The following is a 19,873-nucleotide window of genomic DNA, read 5'->3' on the forward strand; positions in this document are numbered from 1 at the left end:
CGCGAGGGTAGGCTTTTGTTGGCTTACGGCGCAAAAAAACGCGCCCCTGCATTGTGCTCTACCTTCCTGCATTAATGCAGTCGTAACCTTACCTATATGACTTAAACGCGAGTCTTGTCACAAACAAACATACCTTTGTCATAGTGCTCTCGGGACGACTCAACGCCATGATTCATTGGAAGGCTCTTAACGCTCTCTATATCGCAGAGCAAGCGATGGAATTCTTTCTTGACTACGTTGTAACATTCGCAAGTGCGGGACTCTAGTCCCAACCGGTCAAGTACCGTGATGTGACCTCGGCGGTAACTGATCAAGTCGGCGCGCTGTAAATTCCCGGCGGCTTCCGTAATGCCTTCGCGGCGTACGCCGAGCATGCCGGCAATCAATTCCTGTGTCATAGTCAATTCATTCGAGGGCAATCGATCGAGAGTTAACAATAGCCAGCGACACAATTGCTGCTCTACCGAATGATGCCGATTGCAGGCCGCAGTTTGGGACATCTGTGTAATTAATGCCTGGGTGTAACGCAGCATCAACCGCATCATCGGCCCCGCGCAATTGAATTCCTCAATCATCAACCGCGCTTTCAGTCGGTAACCGTAGCCCCCAGTCTGTACGGTGGCACGACTGGGCGTGGTATTGCCGCCCATGAAAAGTGAAATTCCGAGTATCCCCTCATTGCCCACTCCCGCGACTTCGGACGATGCGCCATTCTCCATGACATAGTGCAGGGACACGATAGCGGTCGTTGGGAAATAAACGTGTTGCAATTGGCCGCCGGATTCGTAGAGAACTTCACCGAGCGGCATCGAGATCAGTTCCAGATGAGGGGCGATATGCTCGAATATTTCCGTAGGCAGGGCGGCGAGAAGATGGTTCTGATTGGGGGTATGCCGAGCGGACATAAGGGCGACCATTTTCTTGCCTCTGGATAGAGTGACCAATAGGGCGAAAATAAAAATACAGCGGCACAACAAAGGTTAAGACGTTAAAAGCTACATTGTGTATTCCTTTATAACACACTCTTCCAAGGAGAGTCGGTAAGGTTTAGGCGATTGAACTCGAATAACACGAAAAAGCCACGATGACAGATAGCCTCTATTATTAATAGGTGGATGTTACGCACGGATGGTATTTCTCCCGTTTGCCGCGCCGAGCACCGGAGCTTTTATCGAGAACAGCCCGTTAGGGGCGCGGCAGGGATGCCGCGCGTCAGCAGAGGGGCAGGAGCCCCTTCTGCTGACCCTCGATAAAAGCGAGGAGCGTAGGAAGCAAGCGGCAACCGGGTCGCCTTTTCTTTGGTTACTTTCTTTTGGCGAAGCAAAAGAAAGTAACTCGCCTTCGGGTGCGACAACCCGATTTAATCAAGTGTCGCGCTAGCGACTCCTTAATGTTAAAACGGTCGGAATTCAACTAACTGCGTAACATCAGTTAATAGGTTTTGCCACAAATGTTCATAAAGTGTAATGCTGCACTTTATAAAAACAAAAATGGCCGCCCAATATTCATCCCCTGAATGAAATATCGCCGTATGTACAATCGGAATTTACCCAACACGGTGGTCAGTCGACCTCATCACAGGATAAACGGCTTATCCGATACTATTAGACTTAGAAACCCTCTCGCCGACGATCAGTCCTACCGGGAATTCTGCCAGCACTTGCGATACGGGCAGACACCATCCGGACCGTCGCTGGCGGGGTTTCAGCTCGTTTCCCGTGAAGGCGCAGGAGTATTGGTTATCGCGCCGATGAAAAGGCAAGTCCACTGTTGTATTTCCCCAAATCTTTTCTCCCAAAGGAAGGCTATCGGCTTCACCCAGCAGCTGTGCGAAGAAACGCGGAGCTACCGTAATGACGGTACGCTCACCGGCAATACGGGCATAAGCGCACAGATGCGCGGCATGTTCCCCCTTGACTGCCAGCGGCAAATAGCTTCCTTGCTGGAACACGTCCGGCCAGCGTTCCCGTAATGCCAGCGCCGTTCTGACGATCAGCAATTTGGTTCGGCCGTCTTCCAGCGTGTCACATAACGCGCGTACCCCGGCGCTGCGTTGTTGCGATTCCAACGTGGTAAGTGTCAGCAATGAATCAAGCAGGGTTCGGCGGTGACCGAAATCGACCGGCCGCCGGTTATCGGGGTCCACCAGGCTGAAATCCCAACATTCGCAACCTTGATAAATATCCGGCACACCCGGAACAGTGAGCTTGATCAATGTCTGAGACAGGCTGTTGAATAACCCGAGCCGCGCAATCCGCCGCTGAAAAGGCAGGAAATCGGTCAGGAATGCACTTTCCGCCGGTGCATTTATCAGCGCATCGGCGAAGGCCAGGATTGCGTCTTCATAGGCTGTATTGGGGTTTATCCAGCTGGTATGTACCTTGGCTTCACGCACCGCCTTGACCAGGTATTCCACAATCCGAACACCCAGTCGCGCCATTTCGTTTTTATCCGGTTCGCCTTGCGGCCAGATGCCCAGCAATGTCTGATAGATGAAATATTCATCGTTGGGCGTGGGCACCGGCATCCCGTCCACGATGCGCTTGAGGCTTCGGTTGGCGCGGCTCCAGTGCCGTAGCGCCAGCCGCCAGGCAGCCGGTATTTCAGACAGCACATTGAGGCGCGCGCGCACATCCTCGCTGCGCTTGGTATCGTGAGTGGAAGTGGTCAACATGGTATGCGGCCAATGCTCTGCGCGCGCCTGATTGGCACGATGGAAGGCGGTGCGAGTCACGCCGAATTGGCGCGGGTCGCCGCCGACTTCGTTGAGCGACAGCAAACGGTGATAGATATAGGCGCTGGTGTCCTCCAGTCCTTTCGCCATGACCGGGCTGGTGAATTGCTGGAATTTCATCGCAAATGCAAGCACCTGCTCGTAGTATGCGGGTGATTTCCCGTCTGCTGCGGCCAGTGTAAGTACCTCAAGCAGAAAATCGAAGATGCTGGTATCTGCCGTTGTACTTCTGCGTTTAGCCGCTGCTATTGCCTGTTCGATGTTACGGCGGTCTTCCGGCGCAACTTCGCGGGCGCTGATGTAACCGCGATAAACCGGAAAGCAGGCGACTATCTCAGCCAATGCCGCACGCAATCCGTTCAGCGTGTAATCGCAGGTATGACGATCGGCTTCGGCGATTTTCGAGAGTTGGTTAGCCAACACATTCAGCTCCCCCGCCAGCGCAGTCTTCATGATCAGCTGCTTGGAACGGTAGAGCAGGTCGTCGAAATTGACATGCTCTCCGATGAAGCTGTGATACAGGCGCGTCATACGCTCGGCGGCACTGGTCGCCACAAACAGCCCATTGAGCAGGTTAGTGAATTCGTAGCCCGTAGTACCCTGCACCGGCCAGCTGCTACGCAAATCCTCGCGTACCGCCAGGATTTTTTCTACCACCAGATAAGGCGCGTGCCCCGTGCGGCCGCATTGATCGACCAGCTTGTGAAAATACGCCTCCGGATCGTACAGACCATCCGGATGATCCAGGCGCAGACCGTCCAGCTTGCCTTCCCGAACCAGCCGCAGCACTAACTGATGGGTCGCATCGAAAACTTCGTCGTTCTCCATGCGTAGTCCGGCAAGATCGTTGATATCGAAAAAACGCCGGTAATTAATTTCGTCCGAAGCTACCCGCCAGAACGCCAACCGGTAGGCTTGCGCCTTAATCAAATCGTGGAGCAGATCGAAACTGGATGATTCCCCTGCCGTGCCGTTGAAGAGTTGCAGATTTTCTTCCAGAAACCCCGCGATGTCGGAAGATTGTTCAACGAGACCGGCAAGATGGCGTTTATACACTTCCTTGTCGCGTCTTCGCTCAACCTGACGTTCGGGCGAGTCCTCATCGCGGGGCGGAAGATTACGGAACGCAGTGACCAGACTCTGGTATTCCATCAGTAACGGATTGTCCTGCCCTAACCGGGCGCTTAAGGCATCCATGCGATGCGCCAGGATATGCGGGTATTGCGCCGGGTCCACCGGAAAGTGGTGTTCGTAGTAATAAATGACGAATTCACCGTGTTCCGCATCAAAGCGCAGTTGCAATTCGGCATTGTCCAGCACCGCACCGTAAGAGTTGCCCAGCACCGGCAACAAAACCTTGCCGCGCAGCTTGGCCTTTATCGGCATCCAGTCAATATCGAAGAACCCGGCATATGCGGATGCCTGACCGTTTTCCAATACGTCCAGCCACCAGGCATTGTCCCCGCCTTGTACGCCCATGTGATTGGGCACCACATCGAGCACCTGTCCCATACCGTGTTCGGCGAGGGTTGCACAAAGCTGCACAAACTCCTCGTAAGTGCCGATTTCGGGATTCAGTGCGTTGTGATCAATGATGTCGTAGCCGTGCCGACTACCTGGTCGCGCCTTCAGATAGGGCGAAGCATACAGGTGCGAGATGCCCAGCGCGCTCAGGTAAGGGACAATCCCGCGGGCCTGGTTAAACGTGAAATCGCGGTTGAATTGCAGGCGATAGGTGGACAATGGAATGCGCGGCGCGGGCGGCTGAAATAACGCTTCTTCACGCCCGCTGTCTTCCCGCGTCAATAGCCAACGAGAGGCATTATCGGGAGGGGCGGATGGAAGCGTGACCGGCGCAGCAGATGCGCTCTTTGCCGCACTGTCAGGGTCAGCGGCAAGAGCTACAGGCGTCTTAGGAGGTTTCATAGTTGAGCTTCCTCGATGAACCAGGCCGCACACCAGGGCGGCATGCGCCCTTCGGCAAAAAATTCCGGCAGGTCGGGTTGGCTGAGATAGAAAGCCGTACCGGCAAAATCCAGGACACCTTCGACCGGATCATCGCCCTGATTAGCCAACAGCGTCAGCCGAGCACCGTCACCCAGACGCCAGCGCACGACTAGGCCCGACGCCCCGACCAATTCGAACTCGGCGTCACCGTCCATGCCCGACAAGCGTGGCATTACATACGTGCGTCGTAGCGTCAACAAACTGCGGTAATACTTGAGCCAGGCCTTGTGTTGCGGCTCATCCAGGCAGTCCCAATTGAGCTTGCACCTTACGAAGGTAGCCGGATCGTTAGGATCGGGAATACCTGCACGTGCGGCGGGATCGGCGAATTTACGGAAACCGGCGAATTCGCGCCGTCGCCCTTCGGTGACGGCGTCGGCCAGTTCACCGTGGAAATCGCAGAAAAACTTGAATGGCGTTGCCGCAGCAAATTCCTCGCCCATGAACAGCAGGGGCGGCGACGGCGCCAGCAGCAACACAGCCAGCGCAACTTGCAGCGGCTTTTGTTGAGCAAGCATCGCAATGCGCTCGCCGTAAGCGCGGTTGCCTATTTGGTCGTGCGTTTGGATGAAATTGATGAAAGCGCCGGGCGGCAAGTCTCCGCTGGGTTCGCCGCGCGGTCGACCCTCGCGAAACGCTGAAGGCTCGCCCTGGAAGGCAAAGCCCTCCGCCAGACAGCGCGCCAGATGCCGTGTCGGCCGATCGGCATAATCGGCGTAGTAGCCGTCACGTTCGCCGGTCAGCAGGAGGTGCAGGGCATGGTGAATATCGTCGTTCCACTGGGCGGCAATGGTTCCCAGCTTTAGATATCGAGCCGTATTGGCGTCGTTCTCCAGTATCAGGTGGACCTTGCGGGTTTGTCCAGGCCCGGCCTGAAGCGCCGCAGCCAGTTCTTCGACAATGTCCGGCCGACTGTCGTCAATAATGGCATGCACCGCGTCGAGCCGCAGCCCGTCGAAATGGTATTCCTCAAGCCAGTACAACGCGTTATGAATAAAAAAATCGCGCACTGTGCGGCTGTCGTCGCCGTCAAAATTAATAGCCGCGCCCCACGGCGTGTGATGGCGCTCGCTAAAGAACTGCGGCGCATAGGCATGAAGATAATTGCCGTCCGGCCCGAAGTGGTTGTACACCACGTCGAGCAACACCATCAAGCCACGCGCATGCGCCGCCTGCACCAGCGTCTTCAATTCGTCCGGAGTGCCGTAACTGTGGTCGGGCGCAAACAGCAGCACACCGTCGTAGCCCCAGTTGCGCGTGCCTGGAAAATCCGCCACCGGCATCAGCTCAATGGCGGTAATACCTAATTCCACCAAGTTGTCGAGACGCTGGATGGCTGCCCTGAAGGTACCCTCCATTGTGAATGTACCCAGATGCAGCTCATAGATGACCGCTTCATGCCAGGGACGGCCCTGCCAGGCATCGTCCTGCCAGTTAAAAGCTAAGGGATCGACGACTTGACTAGGGCCATGCACGTCTTGCGGATTGGCGCGCGACGCCGGATCGGGCACGTCAATTCCGCCGTCAAGTCGGTAATGATATAGCGTTCCAGGCGCCGCTTGTAAAGGCGAGGTTTTAATCTGGAACCAGCCATCAGCAAGCGGGTGCATTTGTAAGATTATTTCATTGTCTGTAACATTTTCCAGTCGCAGTTCGACGTGCTGTGCTGCCGGTGCCCACAGGCGGAAATGTATACTGCCATTAGGCAATATAGACGTTCCGAAAGGCATGTCGTGCTTTCTTCTCATTGTGTTTTGTCTTGTTTCAACAGCACTAATGAACGGCCATGCACGGGATAGCCTTGTCCAGCTTTGTAGCGGGAAGATTCGGGTTTACCGATGGCATCAAAAGTATCGAGCAATACATCCCAATAGAAATGCTCGTCGAATTCCGGCAGCGTAAAGGCAATGTCCTCATGATGTGCATTGATTAGTAACAGTAAGTTATCGTCTATTAAACGCTGTCCGCGCCCGTCGGTTTCAAATAAGGAATCTCCGACAAAATGCACACCTAGGCAACGCGAAAACTCCTGATTCCAGTCTACTTCACTCATTTCAGATCCATCCGGATTGAGCCAGATGATATCTTTTACCTCGCCTCCCCGAATGGGCAGTCCCTTAAAGAAATAATGACGCCGGAACAAAGGATGCTCGTTGCGCAAACTGATAATACGCTGGGTGAATGCAAGCAAATCACGATCCTGTTGCTTCAGTTCCCACGAGAGCCAGCTAATTGCGTTGTCCTGACAATAGGCGTTGTTATTACCCTGCTGGGTACGGCCCATCTCGTCGCCTGCAAGCAGCATGGGAACCCCCTGTGAAAACAGCAGAGTGGCGAGAAGATTACGTTTCTGACGGGCACGCAGGGCATTAATTTCAGGATCTTCGGTTTCCCCCTCAACGCCGCAATTCCAGGAATTGTTGTTGTCGTTACCATTGGGGGTATCTTCTTGATTGGCCTCGTTGTGTTTGGTGTCGTAGGTCACCAGGTCATGCAAGGTAAATCCGTCGTGCGCACTGATGAAATTGATACTGGCATGAGATCGCCCACTGCGTTCATAGAGGTCGCTGGATCCTGTTAACCGTTGCGCCATCTCCCCGAGTAGCCCGCCATCGCCTTTCCAATAGGCGCGAATGCTATCGCGATACTTATCGTTCCATTCCGACCAGCCCAGCGGGAAATTCCCCACTTGATAGCCGCCTTCGCCCAGATCCCAGGGTTCGGCAATCAGCTTGATGGTGCTCAGCACAGGATCCTGACGGATGGTATTGAAGAAGGTGCCAAGCTGGTTTACTTCGTGCAACTCTCTTGCCAGTGTGGAAGCCAGATCGAAACGGAAGCCGTCCACATGCATTTCCAGCACCCAATAACGCAGGCTATCCATCATCAACTGGAGTACGCACGACTGGCGCATGTCGAGGGTGTTGCCACAGCCGGTGTAGTCTATGTAATAGCGTGGATCATCACCCACTAGGCGGTAGTAGGAAGCATTGTCGATGCCTCGGAAGGACAGCGTCGGCCCCAGCTGATTGCCTTCGGCAGTGTGGTTGTAGACGACATCCAGAATGACCTCAATGCCCGCCTTATGGAGTGCCTTTACCATGGTTTTAAATTCGCTTATCTGGCCGCTCGCCGAATAACGGGAGTCGGGCGCCATGAAGCCAATCGTGTTATATCCCCAGTAATTGCGCATCCCTCGTTCGACTAGGTGGCGATCGTCGAGGAAAGCATGCACCGGCATCAGTTCAACCGTCGTCACGCCCAGACGCTTGAGGTGTTCGATGGCCGGAGCCATCGCCAATCCGGCGTAAGTGCCGCGAAACTGGGGCGGGATATCCGGATGCTGCATGGTAAAGCCTTTGACGTGCAGCTCATAAATCACCATATCCTGCCAGTGAATGTCGGGGGGCTGATCATTTCCCCAGATGAAGGTCTGATCGATAACCCGGCACTTCGGCATGACACTGGCATTGTCGCGACGACTAAAAGAAATATCGGCGTGTTTGCTGCCGATGCTGTAGCCGAAATGGGCGTTGCTCCAACGCGGCGTTCCTACTATATCTTTCGCATAGGGTTCTATCAGCAGCTTGTTCGGATTGAAGCGATGCCCATCCTGCGGACGGTAAGGTCCGTGCACCCTGAAACCATAAAGCATTCCGGGACGAAGCTCAGGCAGATAACAGTGCCAGACAAAATCGGTACGCTCTTTTAGTTCGACACGCTGGACTTCGCTCTTCCCTTTGGCATCGAACAGGCACAGCTCGACTTTTTCGGCATGCTCGGAAAAAATAGCAAAATTCACGCCTTCGCCATCCCAGTGTGCGCCTCGGGGATAGGGGCGACCCGGCCATATGGCCGTTATAGGTTTAATCATATTGAGTCCTCTCGCTTGAAATATTCGCGTTAAACTGTAAGGTAACTGGCAAGAAATAAACCACCACACTCTACTAAGCAGCCAAAAATAGAACGCAGATGACGCTGATCATTATGATTCAATAGATTATCTGTGTTTATCGTATTCATCAGCGTCATCTGCGTTCCATTGCATTTGATGGTGCTGGTAGCAATAGCGACAGGATGCCGTGAAGCGGAATGGCTACCCAATCCGGACGGGCGTCAAGTTCGTAGCGTACCTCGTAAAGCGCCTTTTCCAGCAGGAACAGGTCGAGTAAGCCGCGTAGCGATGCATCCGGAGCGGACAGTCCGGAACCGGGTGCTGCTTCATCATAGGCGGCGAGGAAAACGCGTCCAGCCTCGGTTTCCCAGTCGCGCACCAAAGGCTCAAACTTTGCCAAGTCTGCGGGTCGTTCTGCGGTGGCGTGCGCAAGTGCGGTGTGGGCGGCATAGTTGAATGAGCGCAGCATGCCGGCCACATCGCGCAAGGGCGAGTGTTTGTGGCGACGCTCGGCAAACGGACGCGCCGGTTCACCCTCAAAATCGGTGAACACGAAATCATTCTGCGTGAGCAGCACTTGGCCCAGATGATAATCGCCATGGTAGCGTGTCTTGACTGCTTTAATCTGCCCGGAAATGCAGGCTTGGATACGGTCCTTAAGTGCGTTGCGTTGCGCGAGCAATATTTGTGCTGTCTCGCGGGCAGTTTCGGCAAACCCATCCTTCCGGCGTTCAAGCAGATCCAGCGTAGCTGTCGCTTCCGCTTGCACATGAAGTTTCCAGTCCGCAAGATCGGTGTCGGTAACTGGTTCGGGATCGAAGGCTATATCTCCCGTCGTTTTACCCAGCGCATTGTGCAGTTCGCCGGTACGCTGGCCGAGCGTATGTATCAGAACCAGGTAGGCGGCATGTACTTGATCCGGGGCGGCGAGCGGTAAGGCTGCTGTTCGGCATTCTTCAAGAAAACGTCCCAGGTAATTCAGCGTGTAGCTCCAGCCGTCGCCCTGGTTTTCGATATAGCCCTGTAGCAACGCAAGCGTCATGTTGTTGCCGTCGCTGCCTTGATACTCGACTACGCCGAACAGGGGGGCCGTATTGGGGAAGTGAGCCACTTCGGTTAGGAAGCGTCCGACCTCAAATTCCGGGTGAGTCCCGATTTGCAGATGCCGATAGCCTTTCAGGAATAATTGTTCACCCAGCACGACAGCGGTATTGCTGCCTTGTGTACCGGGCGGTCGTACTGACAGGCCGGCGAATTCAGCCCCTGCGAGTGCAGGGAAAGCCTCGGTGGGCGAGAAGCGAATAGTGCCTTGTTCGCAAGGCAGCGTTTGACCTGCGCCGATGGCCTGTACCACCGCCCGACAAAATGCCCCGTCGGCAAATGCATCTCCCAGAATTCCGACTTGCGCCTGTTGGCGCACTTTGGCAACGGTGGTCGGCGAAATGGCGTGCAGGCGCTCCTCGTTGCCGTTTTCCCATGCCAGTGCAAGAGGCAAAAAACAGCTAAGCGGTTCTCCGGTCCGGCCTTCGATATCGAACAGGGCTACCAGCCATTTATTATCCGCATTGACCCACTCTGCGTAATCGGTAATGACCACACGTTTTATCATCTCGCCCTTGGCTCCATACCAACGTTGTACTGCTACAAAGCGCGGTAATGCGTCTTCTTCGAACTGGGTGCGCACCTTATCCGCCATGACCATGCGCCAGGACACAACCCGATCTCGGAAGAAGCTGTGCCATCCATCGAACAGCACCAGCGTCGGCAATTCCTCGGGTAGCAAGTGTTCCTCATGCCACGCCGGAACCTCTTCGCCGCCGGCCAGCCGGAACCAATAGTAGTTATGTCCGGGCAGGGTGAGCAGGTAGGGCAATTCGCCAATAGGCGGAAAAGCCGAACGCCCCATCAATTCTACCGGCACACGTCCTTTATAAGCTGAAAGATCAAGCTCGACCGCTTGCGCGGCACGCGACAGGTTAGTAACGCACAAAATAATGTCGTCTTCGTAGAGTCTGAAATAGGCGAGTATCTTGCGGTTTCCGGGGTGCAAAAAAACCAGTTTCCCGCGTCCGAATGCCTGATGATTTTTGCGCAGCGCCAGCACACGCTGCATCCAGTTCAACAGCGAAGCACGTTCGCGCAGCTGCGCTTCCACATTGACTGATTCGTAGCCATACACCGGATCCATGATAGGCGGCAGATACAGGCGCTGAGGATCGGCGCGGGAAAAACCCGCATTACGGTCAGGACTCCACTGCATGGGCGTCCGCACGCCATTGCGATCGCCCAGGAAGAAATTGTCCCCCATGCCTATCTCGTCGCCGTAATAGATGATCGGCGAACCCGGCATGGATAGCAGCAAACTGTTCATCAGCTTGATTTTATCTATCTCATTATCCATCAGCGGCGCCAGTCGGCGGCGAATGCCGACGTTCACGCGTGCGCGAGGATCACTGACGTACATCTGGTACATATAGTCGCGTTCTTCGCTAGTGACCATCTCCAAGGTAAGCTCGTCGTGATTGCGCAGAAAAATGGCCCATTGGCAGGTTTCCGGAATATCCGGGGTCTGCCGCATGATGTCTACGATCGGATGACGGTCTTCCTGAGCGATAGCCATGTACATCCGCGGCATCAGGGGGAAATGGTAAGCCATCTGACATTCATTGCCGTCACTGAAATAGTCGCGCACATCTTCCGGCCACTGATTGACTTCGGCAAGAAACACGCAGTGCGGGTAATGCGCATCAAGCACCGCCCGCATTTGTTTGATCACGGCATGGGTTTCGGGCAGGTTTTCGTTTTGGGTGCCCTCACGCACACACAGATAGGGGATCGCGTCCAGACGCACGCCGTCCACACCCAGGTCCAGCCAATAGCGCATCAGTTTGATAACCGCTTTGACCACTTGCGGGTTATTAAAATTGAGGTCCGGTTGATGGGCGAAGAAACGATGCCAGTAATAGGCTTTAGCTTCCTCATCCCAGGCCCAGTTGGATTTTTCGGCATCCTGAAAGATAATGCGCGTCTCGGGAAATTTCCGGTCGGTGTCGCTCCATACGTAATAATTCCGCTTGCTGGAACCCTCCGGTGCGCGGCGCGCCGCCTGAAACCAGGGATGCTGGTCGGAGGTGTGATTAATAACCATCTCGGTGATAACCTTGAGACCGCGGCGGTGGGCTTCCTTCACGAACTGCTTGAAATTGGCCATGGTGCCGTACTCGGGATGGATGTTGCGATAGTCGGAGATGTCATAACCGTCGTCGCGCATCGGCGAGGGGTAGAAGGGTAACAGCCACAGCGTGTTCACCCCTAAATCCTGAAGATAATCGAGCTTCTGGATTAACCCGGTAAAATCCCCGGTGCCGTTATTGTCGCTGTCAAAAAAAGCCTTGATGTGCAGTTCATAAATAACGGCGTCTTTAAACCAGAGCGGATCTTCCATCCATTGTGCGTTGTCCGCGAGCGGGTTTTTTATCTCGCCGGGTTTTATTGTGTTCATGGTGTTCTCTTTCCTGTAGGGGCGAATTCATTAGCCCTGTTTAATCTGCTTTTTGCGATTGGGCGAATAAATTCGCCCCTACAAGGGCTTGCTTTCATCATTTGTGCTGATGAATCAATACCGTCATGATTGTTAGCGTTGGTTCCGTTCATGGCTCTTTTACAGAAAATAATCGAAGTCGTGTTCGGTACGCACGCGCCGACGCAATTTGAAAATATGCGCGGGCGCAACCAGGGGATTGATTTCAACGTAGTTGCGCGCGCCATTCCACAAAAAACGCGCGGACGTCAGCAGATCCTGTACCTGGTAAGTTCGATCCGTATCCAGCCCAAGCAACTCCAGCGGCAGTGTGACCCAGCCGGATTGGGTATGATGCGGATCCAGATTGGCGACTACCAGAATGATTTCAGCGTTATCCGCTGTGGTTTTCGCGTAACAAAGCAGACTGTCATTGTTCACATCAAAAAAATGCAGGCTTTGATCCTGTTGCAGTGCGGGGCTTTCCCTGCGTATGCGGTTCACCCGTGCGATAAAATCCTGCAAGCTGTCGGCACGGTCGAGCTTCCAGCGGCGCACCTGGTATTTCTCTGAATTGAGATATTCTTCTCCGCCCGCCTCGCGGGGAGCCGCCTCCATCAGCTCGTAAGCCGGGCCGTAGATGCCGTAATTGGCTCCCAGCGTGGCCGCCAGTACCAGGCGCAGCATAAACGCCGGGCGACCGCCGAATTGCAAATATTCGGGAAGGATGTCGGGCGTATTCGGCCACAGATTGGGCCGGAAATATTCGCGCACTTCAGTACGGCTGAGTTCGGTGAAATAGCTTTCAAGTTCGCTTTTCGCATTGCGCCACGAGAAATAAGTATAGGACTGGCTGAAGCCAAGCTTGGCGAGACGGTAAGTGATTTTCGGACGGGTAAAGGCTTCAGCCAGAAAAATCGTCTCGGGGTGTGTGCGCTTCACTTCGGCAATCAACCACTCCCAAAAAGGGAACGGTTTGGTGTGCGGGTTGTCGACCCGGAATATGTAAACTCCTTGCTTGACCCAGAACAGGAATATATCCAGCAGTTCCTGCCATAGCTCATTCCATGCGTCGCATTCAAAATTGAACGGGACAATGTCTTCATATTTCTTGGGCGGATTTTCGGCATACTGGATACTGCCGTCCGCGCGGTGGCGGAACCATTCTGGATGCTCGTGCATATAAGGATGATCGGGAGAACATTGAAAGGCGATGTCCAGCGCTACATCAATGCCCAGTTCACGCGCTTTCGTCACCAGGCGGCGGAAGTCGTCCAGCGTACCCAGTTGCGGATGAATCGCTTTATGGCCACCCTCCGCCGCGCCGATCGCCCACGGGCTGCCTACGTCGGACTCGGTCGCTACCAGCGCGTTATTAGCGCCCTTGCGTTGGGTCAGACCGATCGGATGAATCGGCGGCAAATACACCACGTCGAAGCCCATTGCCGCCACAGATGGCAAGCGCTTTTCGCATTCGGCGAAGCTGCCGTGATCCATGTCATCGCCCATGCAGGAGCGCGGAAAAAATTCATACCATGTGCTGTACTGAGCTTTGATCGGTTCAGACCACACGCTTAGCAGTCGGGGATAATCCGTAGCCAAACTGCGGTCTGGATGTTGCCGCATTAAGCTAGCCAGGGTTTCGGAAAGCGCCAATGCACTTCCGGCATCCGGCTTGACAGTGCGTAATTGCTCGGCAATCCGATGTAACTGCATCTGATTTTTGCCGTCGGCACGTGTCGCCGCCTCTTCCACCAGCATCGCACCGGCCTGAAGTGCTACTGCGATATCCCGGGCATCGTTGCGACGCGAAAACTCATATCGCCACGAAAAAAAATGATCGATCCAGGCTGTAATCGTGTAGACATATTGGCCCAGTTCGGTGATCGGGAACGACGCGCGCCAACGATCATTGATTAGCGGCGTCATGGCGACTTCATGCCAGCCGGTTTCCGACGCATGCCGGTAGCGCAACAGGCAGGCCAATGCATCGTGGCTGTCGGTGAACGCGTCTGCCTCCACCTCCACGCTCTGACCTATGACACGTTTGATCGGAAAACGCCCCGAATCGATTTCAGGTTGCACATTTTCGATAACCACGCGCCGTCTGCCGTCGAGCTTTTGTGTGCCTTTCATGACCCGCTCCCTTGTTTGAAGAACAGGACACCTAATGGCGGAAGACGCAGCATCAGTGAATGAAACATTTCACCGGCAGATACGGGGCCCGCTTCAACGCCGCCAAAATTGCCCACGCCGCTGCCGCCATAGAGTTCGGTATCGCTGTTGAGCACTTCTTGCCAGTAACCGCCGCTCGGCACCCCGACCAGGTAATTCTCGCGGACGACGGGCGTAAAATTGCAGACCACCAACAGCGTATCGTCCGGGTTGTAGCCACGGCGTACAAAGCTCACCACACTTTTTTCCGCGTAGTTACAATCCATCCATTGAAAGCCGTCGCGGTTGAAGTCTTGCTGATAGAGCGCCGCTTCACTGCGGTAAAAACGGTTGAGATCCTCGACCCAGCGCCGAAGCCCTGAGTGCATAGGATATTGCAGTACCTCCCATTCCAGGTCCTCGTCGTGCTGCCACTCGCGTTTCTGTCCGAATTCGCAACCCATGAACAACAGCTTCTTGCCCGGATGCCCCCACATATAGCCATACAGTAAGCGCAGATTGGCGAACTGCTGCCATTCGTCGCCGGGCATTTTTCCGATCAGTGAGCCCTTGCCGTAGACCACTTCGTCGTGCGACAAAGGCAGCACGAAGTTCTCCGAAAAGGCATACCAGATGCTGAAAATAATCTGTGCGTGGTGATATTTCCGGTTAAGCGGATCTTCTGAAAAATATCCCAGCGTGTCATGCATCCAACCCATATTCCACTTCAGGCCAAACCCCAGACCGCCTACATTGCCGGGACGGGAGACCATCGGCCAGGCAGTCGATTCTTCGGCGAAAGTCTGCGTGTCGGGATAATCGCGATAGATAGCCTCGTTCAGGTTGCGCAGGAAAGTAATCGCATCCAGGTTCTCCCGGCTGCCATTACGGTTGGAAATCCATTCGCCTTCTTTGCGGCCATAATCCAGATAAAGCATCGACGCCACCGCGTCCAGGCGCAGTCCATCAATATGATATTTATCAAGCCAGAATAACGCGCTGCTGGTCAAAAATGCGCGTACTTCATGGCGGCCATAATTGAAAATCGAACTATGCCATTCCGGTTGAAAGCCCTGGCGCGGGTCGGCGTGTTCGAAAAGATGGGTTCCATCGAAATAGCCGAGGCCATGGGCGTCGGAGGGGAAATGCGATGGCACCCAGTCCATGATCACGCCGATGCCGTGCTGATGCAAGGTATCCACCAGGAACATGAAATCCTGCGGCGTACCGTATCGTGCCGTCGGTGCGAAATAGCCGACGGTCTGGTAGCCCCATGAGCCGTAAAAAGGATGTTCTGTCAGCGGCATGAACTCGACGTGGGTGAAATTCAAGTCTGCGATGTATCTCGGCAGCCATTCCGCCAGCTCGCGGTAGGTGAGGGAACGGTTGCCGTCTTCCTGAACACGACGCCAGGAACCCAAGTGTACTTCGTAAATGGAACAAGGCGCGTTCAGACGGTTTTTCTCTCCGCGCTGCGCCATCCAGTCAGCGTCGTTCCAGGCATAATCCAGTTCCCAGACACGGGAAGCGGTTAACGGCGGCATTTCCGAGCAGAATGCAAACGGATCGCCCTTGTCGGCTATTTTTCCGTCGCGGGAAACAATGCGATATTTATAGATTGCCCCGACCGTGACCTCAGCAATAAAGCCTTCCCAAATCCCCGACTCGTCATCACGTAGATGTAGCGCATTCAATGCTGCATCCCAATGATTGAAGTCGCCGATCACCGAAACGGCGGAAGCATTGGGCGCCCAGACTGCGAAGTGAGTACCTTTTACGCCATCAACGGTAATGCCGTGTGAGCCGAGTTTTTCATACAGGCGAAAATCACTGCCTTGCTTAAACAAATAAATATCGAGATCCGTAAGCTGGCTGGCGTGAAATACTGCTTCCACGGGAAGATTCGTTGTCGTGGACATGTGCTACCCTCATTGTTTATTTTGGCGGATTTAACGCTTGGGATCACCTCCTCACATAAGGCTATGGCGTATTAGCTTTATGGTATCCAGGACGATCAAATACACGGCGACGAAATAAGTTGAAACCCTGGATACCCGCAAACGTAAGATTCAAAATCAGTAAACGCCAGTACGGGTTCGATCACGATATTCACCTAAAATGAATCAATACCTTATTGTAAGCGTCAAACGTTGTCTGTACGGTGACACACATAAAGCCGCTGCCGGTGATAGGCTTTGTGTGTCTCAATCAGGGTGGATGAAGCCAAATCCGCGAAGGCATACGCACATTATGCGGTAGGGGGCCGAGTCTGAGAGTAGGGTGAATGTGAGTAAATCAACAATAAATCTTGTGATTGCTTGATGAGTCAAAATGCTGATAGACGCCGGCCAAAAAGGTGAGAGGGTCCGGATATGGAACTGGGGTTATTCCATACCCGGATAACAATCATCTGGAGGTAGTTGACAACTAACCGGCGCGCAAATGCCATGAATTCCGGTAGCGGTTTTATGTGCGTTACCGTACTGACGATGCCGAATGTTAGGGTTAAGCTGTATTCCAGTGACTGAAAAGACGAGCAAATGGCTTGCTGCAAAGCAGGTTTTTTGCCGGGATGATATTGAAACAATCGTCGTACGAGTCTTTTGTTCCTGATTGCGGTTCAACTCCTGGAGGTTTTATGAAACATATCACGCTACGCTCCAAATCAAGTTTACTCATCCTATCGGCTATCCTGGTTCTGCCGGGTTGTGCCCAAACTCTGGTCAAGGATGACACTCGCAATTCCAGCGCAGGCACTTCCCATTGCTCCGGGTCCGAGTGGGTGGATGACTCTACTCTGGCGGTGCTGCCGATTCCTGTGGTGGCGTTTTTTATGCCGCACACCGATCTTAATGACATCAAGGCCGATGACTATCTCAAGCGGTGTGGAGACAGCGCCAAGTTGGTCAACCGGGAGGTGGATGTTGGGCACGGAGCATGTATACCTGCCGCGCTGACACGTGTCCTAACATTGGGAATCTGGCAATGGTGTCCGGCAAGTGTTTCCTGGGAAGCTGATGTACAGCCTTAAATCTCAGGTCGTGGTTCCTTCCGTCGCCGAAAGTTCCGCTTGGTTTCTTGAACGATGACAATGAAAAGCAACCGGGGCAAGAAAGCATTGTATAAAGGCTATCAGAAGCGCAACTGCAAAATCGATGGACTGAGAAACGGAAGGCTTTCCAGGGAGTAGTGAGGCCTTCTGAACCCCTGAAATCAATCTAATCACAGTAGGTGCGCTAGCATATAGATAAGAGCGACAGATTCTGTCAGTTATATTTGAGGTTGTAATTTTTTACGGCCAAGGAACATTTTTATGAAACGATTACGATTAGTGCTTATTCTTTCCAATATTCTGTTCTGCTTCCCTGCATTTGCGGATCAGTCTTTGATCAAACCACAAAGCCAAGGCGAGGTTACGTTCGTCAGCGGTGGGGTGGGGGTGGATGAACAAAATGCGATGCAAGCCATACGGGCCGATTTCAATTTACACCTTCTATTTTCGATAAAGGGTACAGGAGAATATGTCAGTGACGTAACGGTTCGTATCGCGGATTCAAGCGGTAACGCCCTGCTGGAATCAGTGTCCGATGGCCCTATGTTATTCGCCAAGCTCAAGCCCGGCCGTTATATCGTTACTGTTGACCGAGACGGTCAGGCGATCCGTAAAACGGTAAAAGTCGGTGGTCCGCAGAGAACTTCGCTATCGTTTACTTGGCCCCGGGAGCAGGGGGACTAGATCGGTATCTTGTCCACTCCGGTACGTCGACCGTTGAAGACGTTTTCAGCAAGACCGCTTCAAAGTATCTAAGGATATGGTCAGTAATAACTTCCCGATATGGATTGAGTGAAATTTTTCCGTTCGCCCTGAGCTTGTCGAAGGGTGAGCGGGAAAATTTCGGCCTACCGCGTCAAGCCGATCATGCTTCGACAAGCTCAGCACGAACGGCTCGACGATCGAAAATAGTGGTTTCGGGAAGTTATTTTCAACCAAATCCTAAGAAGCTTATCGTATAGATTTAGGGATAAAATGATGATTAGGAAATTAACAGAGGAGGCGTGGATTCTTTATCTGAAAATTTTAGACGTTGAGCGCATACCGGACTTTTCAATAAAGCGCGAGGATAGAATTTATAGATTAACCGATCAAGCTTATTACCGATACGTACGGCGGCGTAATGCTTTGGAGCTTCAGGATGATAGTCAGCTGGAACGATGACCGGCAGAAAGGCGGTCAGGGGCTGCAGGAACCTGTGGGAATCAATCAAACATCCTTGAAGCTCATCTACTCATGTGACGGCTGCTTAATGATTCACTTTTAACCGGCGCGCTCTTTTGTAAGAAAATGCGCGATGTCAATTGAGCATGCAAGGGGAGCAGTCGATCGGATTCTGTTTTAACGACATGGTAGCATTCGCAGGCTCGGGCCTCCAATCCAGACCGATCCAGCACCGTGATGTGGCCACGGCGGCAATTAATTAATCCCGCTTGCTGTAATTTCCCGGCGGCCTCCGTGATGCCTTCGCGGCGCACACCGAGCATATTGGCGATCAATTCCTGGGTCAGGATCAACTCGTTAGAAGGGAGTCGGTCAAGGCTTAGCAGCAGCCAGCGACAGAGTTGCTGGTCCACTAAATGATGCCTATTGCAGACCGCCGTCTGAGCTATTTGGGTAAGCATTGCCTGAGTATAACGCAGCAACAAATTGTGCAACGCTCCGTTGCGGTATCCCCCAAAGCGGCTGAATTCCTGTACAAGTAGATGCGCCCGCAGCCGATAGGCGTAGCCTGCGCTGCGCACGACAGCCCGATTAGGCGTAGTCCCGCCGCCCATGAAGAGGGAAACGCCAATCATGCCATCGTTGCCGATCATGGCGATTTCGGCCGGCGCGCCACTCTCCATTACGTAAAGCAGCGACACGATACAGGTCGTCGGGAAATAAGCGTAACGCACTTCGTCCCCGGCCTCGTAAAGAACCCCACCCAGCGGCATTACGACCAGTTCCAGATGAGGGGAAAGGTGCTCATACTCGGCTGTAGGCAGGGAGCCGAGAAGATGGTTTTGCCAAGGGTTATGTGGATCAGTCATAAGCTACATCCTTAATTGGTGAGTTAATATCGAATAGCTCTATTAACTTAAAAAATCAGTTGGTGTTGTGCGAGCGGTTACAGGATAGATTGTTCAGCTTTTTCAATCAATAAGTGTTATGACCTATAAAATGAATTATGTGCGTTACCGCACCGACGGCAGCAAATGTTGCGGTTAAGCTGTTTTCCCATGACTGAAACGACGAGCGCATGTCTTGCCGCGGAACCGGTTCCAGCGGTTTCTGTCCATGAGATTGGCTTGCGTAAATGCGCTGGCGGGCTGGGGTATGGCCATGCCGCCCCTGCGTAAATTCAACCGGAACCAGAACGTTTTGCGATTCGTCCCAGGTTAAGTCAGCCGCCGAAGCGTCAAGGCAGTCATCATGACCGCGCGCTTCGCTTGCGGCAGTAATTTCCTTGTGCGGCTCGTTTATTATCCGGCAAGCCTGGGTTTGCCTGCCATCGACGGACAAGTTACA

11 protein-coding genes are annotated in these 19,873 nt (G+C 53.6%); 2 read left to right on the forward strand and 9 right to left on the reverse strand.

All coding sequences use genetic code 11. The annotated features are described in order from the left end of the window. Positions 1 to 101: 101 nt before the first annotated feature. The 7 genes from METTU_RS02705 to glgB form a co-directional block, all read right to left on the reverse strand. Positions 102 to 917 (reverse strand): Crp/Fnr family transcriptional regulator, encoded by an 816-nt coding sequence (locus tag METTU_RS02705; protein WP_006889756.1) that lies wholly within the window; start codon positions 915 to 917, stop codon positions 102 to 104. Between the two features lie 674 nt (positions 918 to 1,591). Beyond that, positions 1,592 to 4,660, reverse strand: a complete 3,069-nt coding sequence (gene treY, locus METTU_RS02715; protein WP_006889758.1) for a malto-oligosyltrehalose synthase — start codon at positions 4,658 to 4,660, stop codon at positions 1,592 to 1,594. Beyond that, positions 4,657 to 6,489 (reverse strand): malto-oligosyltrehalose trehalohydrolase, encoded by a 1,833-nt coding sequence (treZ, locus tag METTU_RS02720; protein ID WP_040579565.1) that lies wholly within the window; start codon positions 6,487 to 6,489, stop codon positions 4,657 to 4,659. Before treZ ends, treY begins: the two co-directional genes overlap by 4 nt. Continuing rightward, positions 6,486 to 8,615 (reverse strand): glycogen debranching protein GlgX, encoded by a 2,130-nt coding sequence (gene glgX, locus METTU_RS02725; RefSeq protein ID WP_006889760.1) that lies wholly within the window; start codon positions 8,613 to 8,615, stop codon positions 6,486 to 6,488. Before glgX ends, treZ begins: the two co-directional genes overlap by 4 nt. Before the next feature lie 154 nt (positions 8,616 to 8,769). Next, positions 8,770 to 12,138, reverse strand: a complete 3,369-nt coding sequence (gene treS / locus METTU_RS02730; protein ID WP_006889761.1) for a maltose alpha-D-glucosyltransferase — start codon at positions 12,136 to 12,138, stop codon at positions 8,770 to 8,772. A gap of 159 nt (positions 12,139 to 12,297) precedes the next feature. Continuing rightward, positions 12,298 to 14,292, reverse strand: a complete 1,995-nt coding sequence (locus METTU_RS02735) for an alpha-1,4-glucan--maltose-1-phosphate maltosyltransferase (RefSeq protein WP_006889762.1) — start codon at positions 14,290 to 14,292, stop codon at positions 12,298 to 12,300. Continuing rightward, complete coding sequence (glgB, locus tag METTU_RS02740) at positions 14,289 to 16,229, reverse strand: 1,4-alpha-glucan branching protein GlgB (protein ID WP_006889763.1); 1,941 nt, start codon at positions 16,227 to 16,229, stop codon at positions 14,289 to 14,291. The genes METTU_RS02735 and glgB overlap by 4 nt, the downstream gene beginning before the upstream one ends. 719 nt (positions 16,230 to 16,948) lie before the next feature. On the opposite strand from glgB, the gene METTU_RS02745 reads away from it, so the two are divergent. Both METTU_RS02745 and METTU_RS02750 read left to right on the forward strand, forming a co-directional pair. Continuing rightward, entirely contained in the window at positions 16,949 to 17,341 is a 393-nt protein-coding gene (locus METTU_RS02745; RefSeq protein ID WP_006889764.1) for a hypothetical protein, read from the forward strand. A gap of 282 nt (positions 17,342 to 17,623) precedes the next feature. Then, on the forward strand, positions 17,624 to 18,046 hold the full coding sequence (locus METTU_RS02750) for a carboxypeptidase-like regulatory domain-containing protein (protein WP_006889765.1): 423 nt from the start codon (positions 17,624 to 17,626) through the stop codon (positions 18,044 to 18,046). Positions 18,047 to 18,588: 542 nt separating this feature from the next. Here the strand turns inward: METTU_RS02750 and METTU_RS02760 are convergent. Continuing rightward, on the reverse strand, positions 18,589 to 19,395 hold the full coding sequence (locus METTU_RS02760) for a Crp/Fnr family transcriptional regulator (protein ID WP_006889767.1): 807 nt from the start codon (positions 19,393 to 19,395) through the stop codon (positions 18,589 to 18,591). Between the two features lie 106 nt (positions 19,396 to 19,501). Beyond that, positions 19,502 to 19,867 (reverse strand): hypothetical protein, encoded by a 366-nt coding sequence (locus tag METTU_RS02765; RefSeq protein WP_040579567.1) that lies wholly within the window; start codon positions 19,865 to 19,867, stop codon positions 19,502 to 19,504. Between the last annotated feature and the right edge of the window lie 6 nt (positions 19,868 to 19,873).

The sequence above is a fragment of the Methylobacter tundripaludum SV96 genome (assembly GCF_000190755.2).
Classification (GTDB): Bacteria; Pseudomonadota; Gammaproteobacteria; order Methylococcales; family Methylomonadaceae; genus Methylobacter_A; species Methylobacter_A tundripaludum.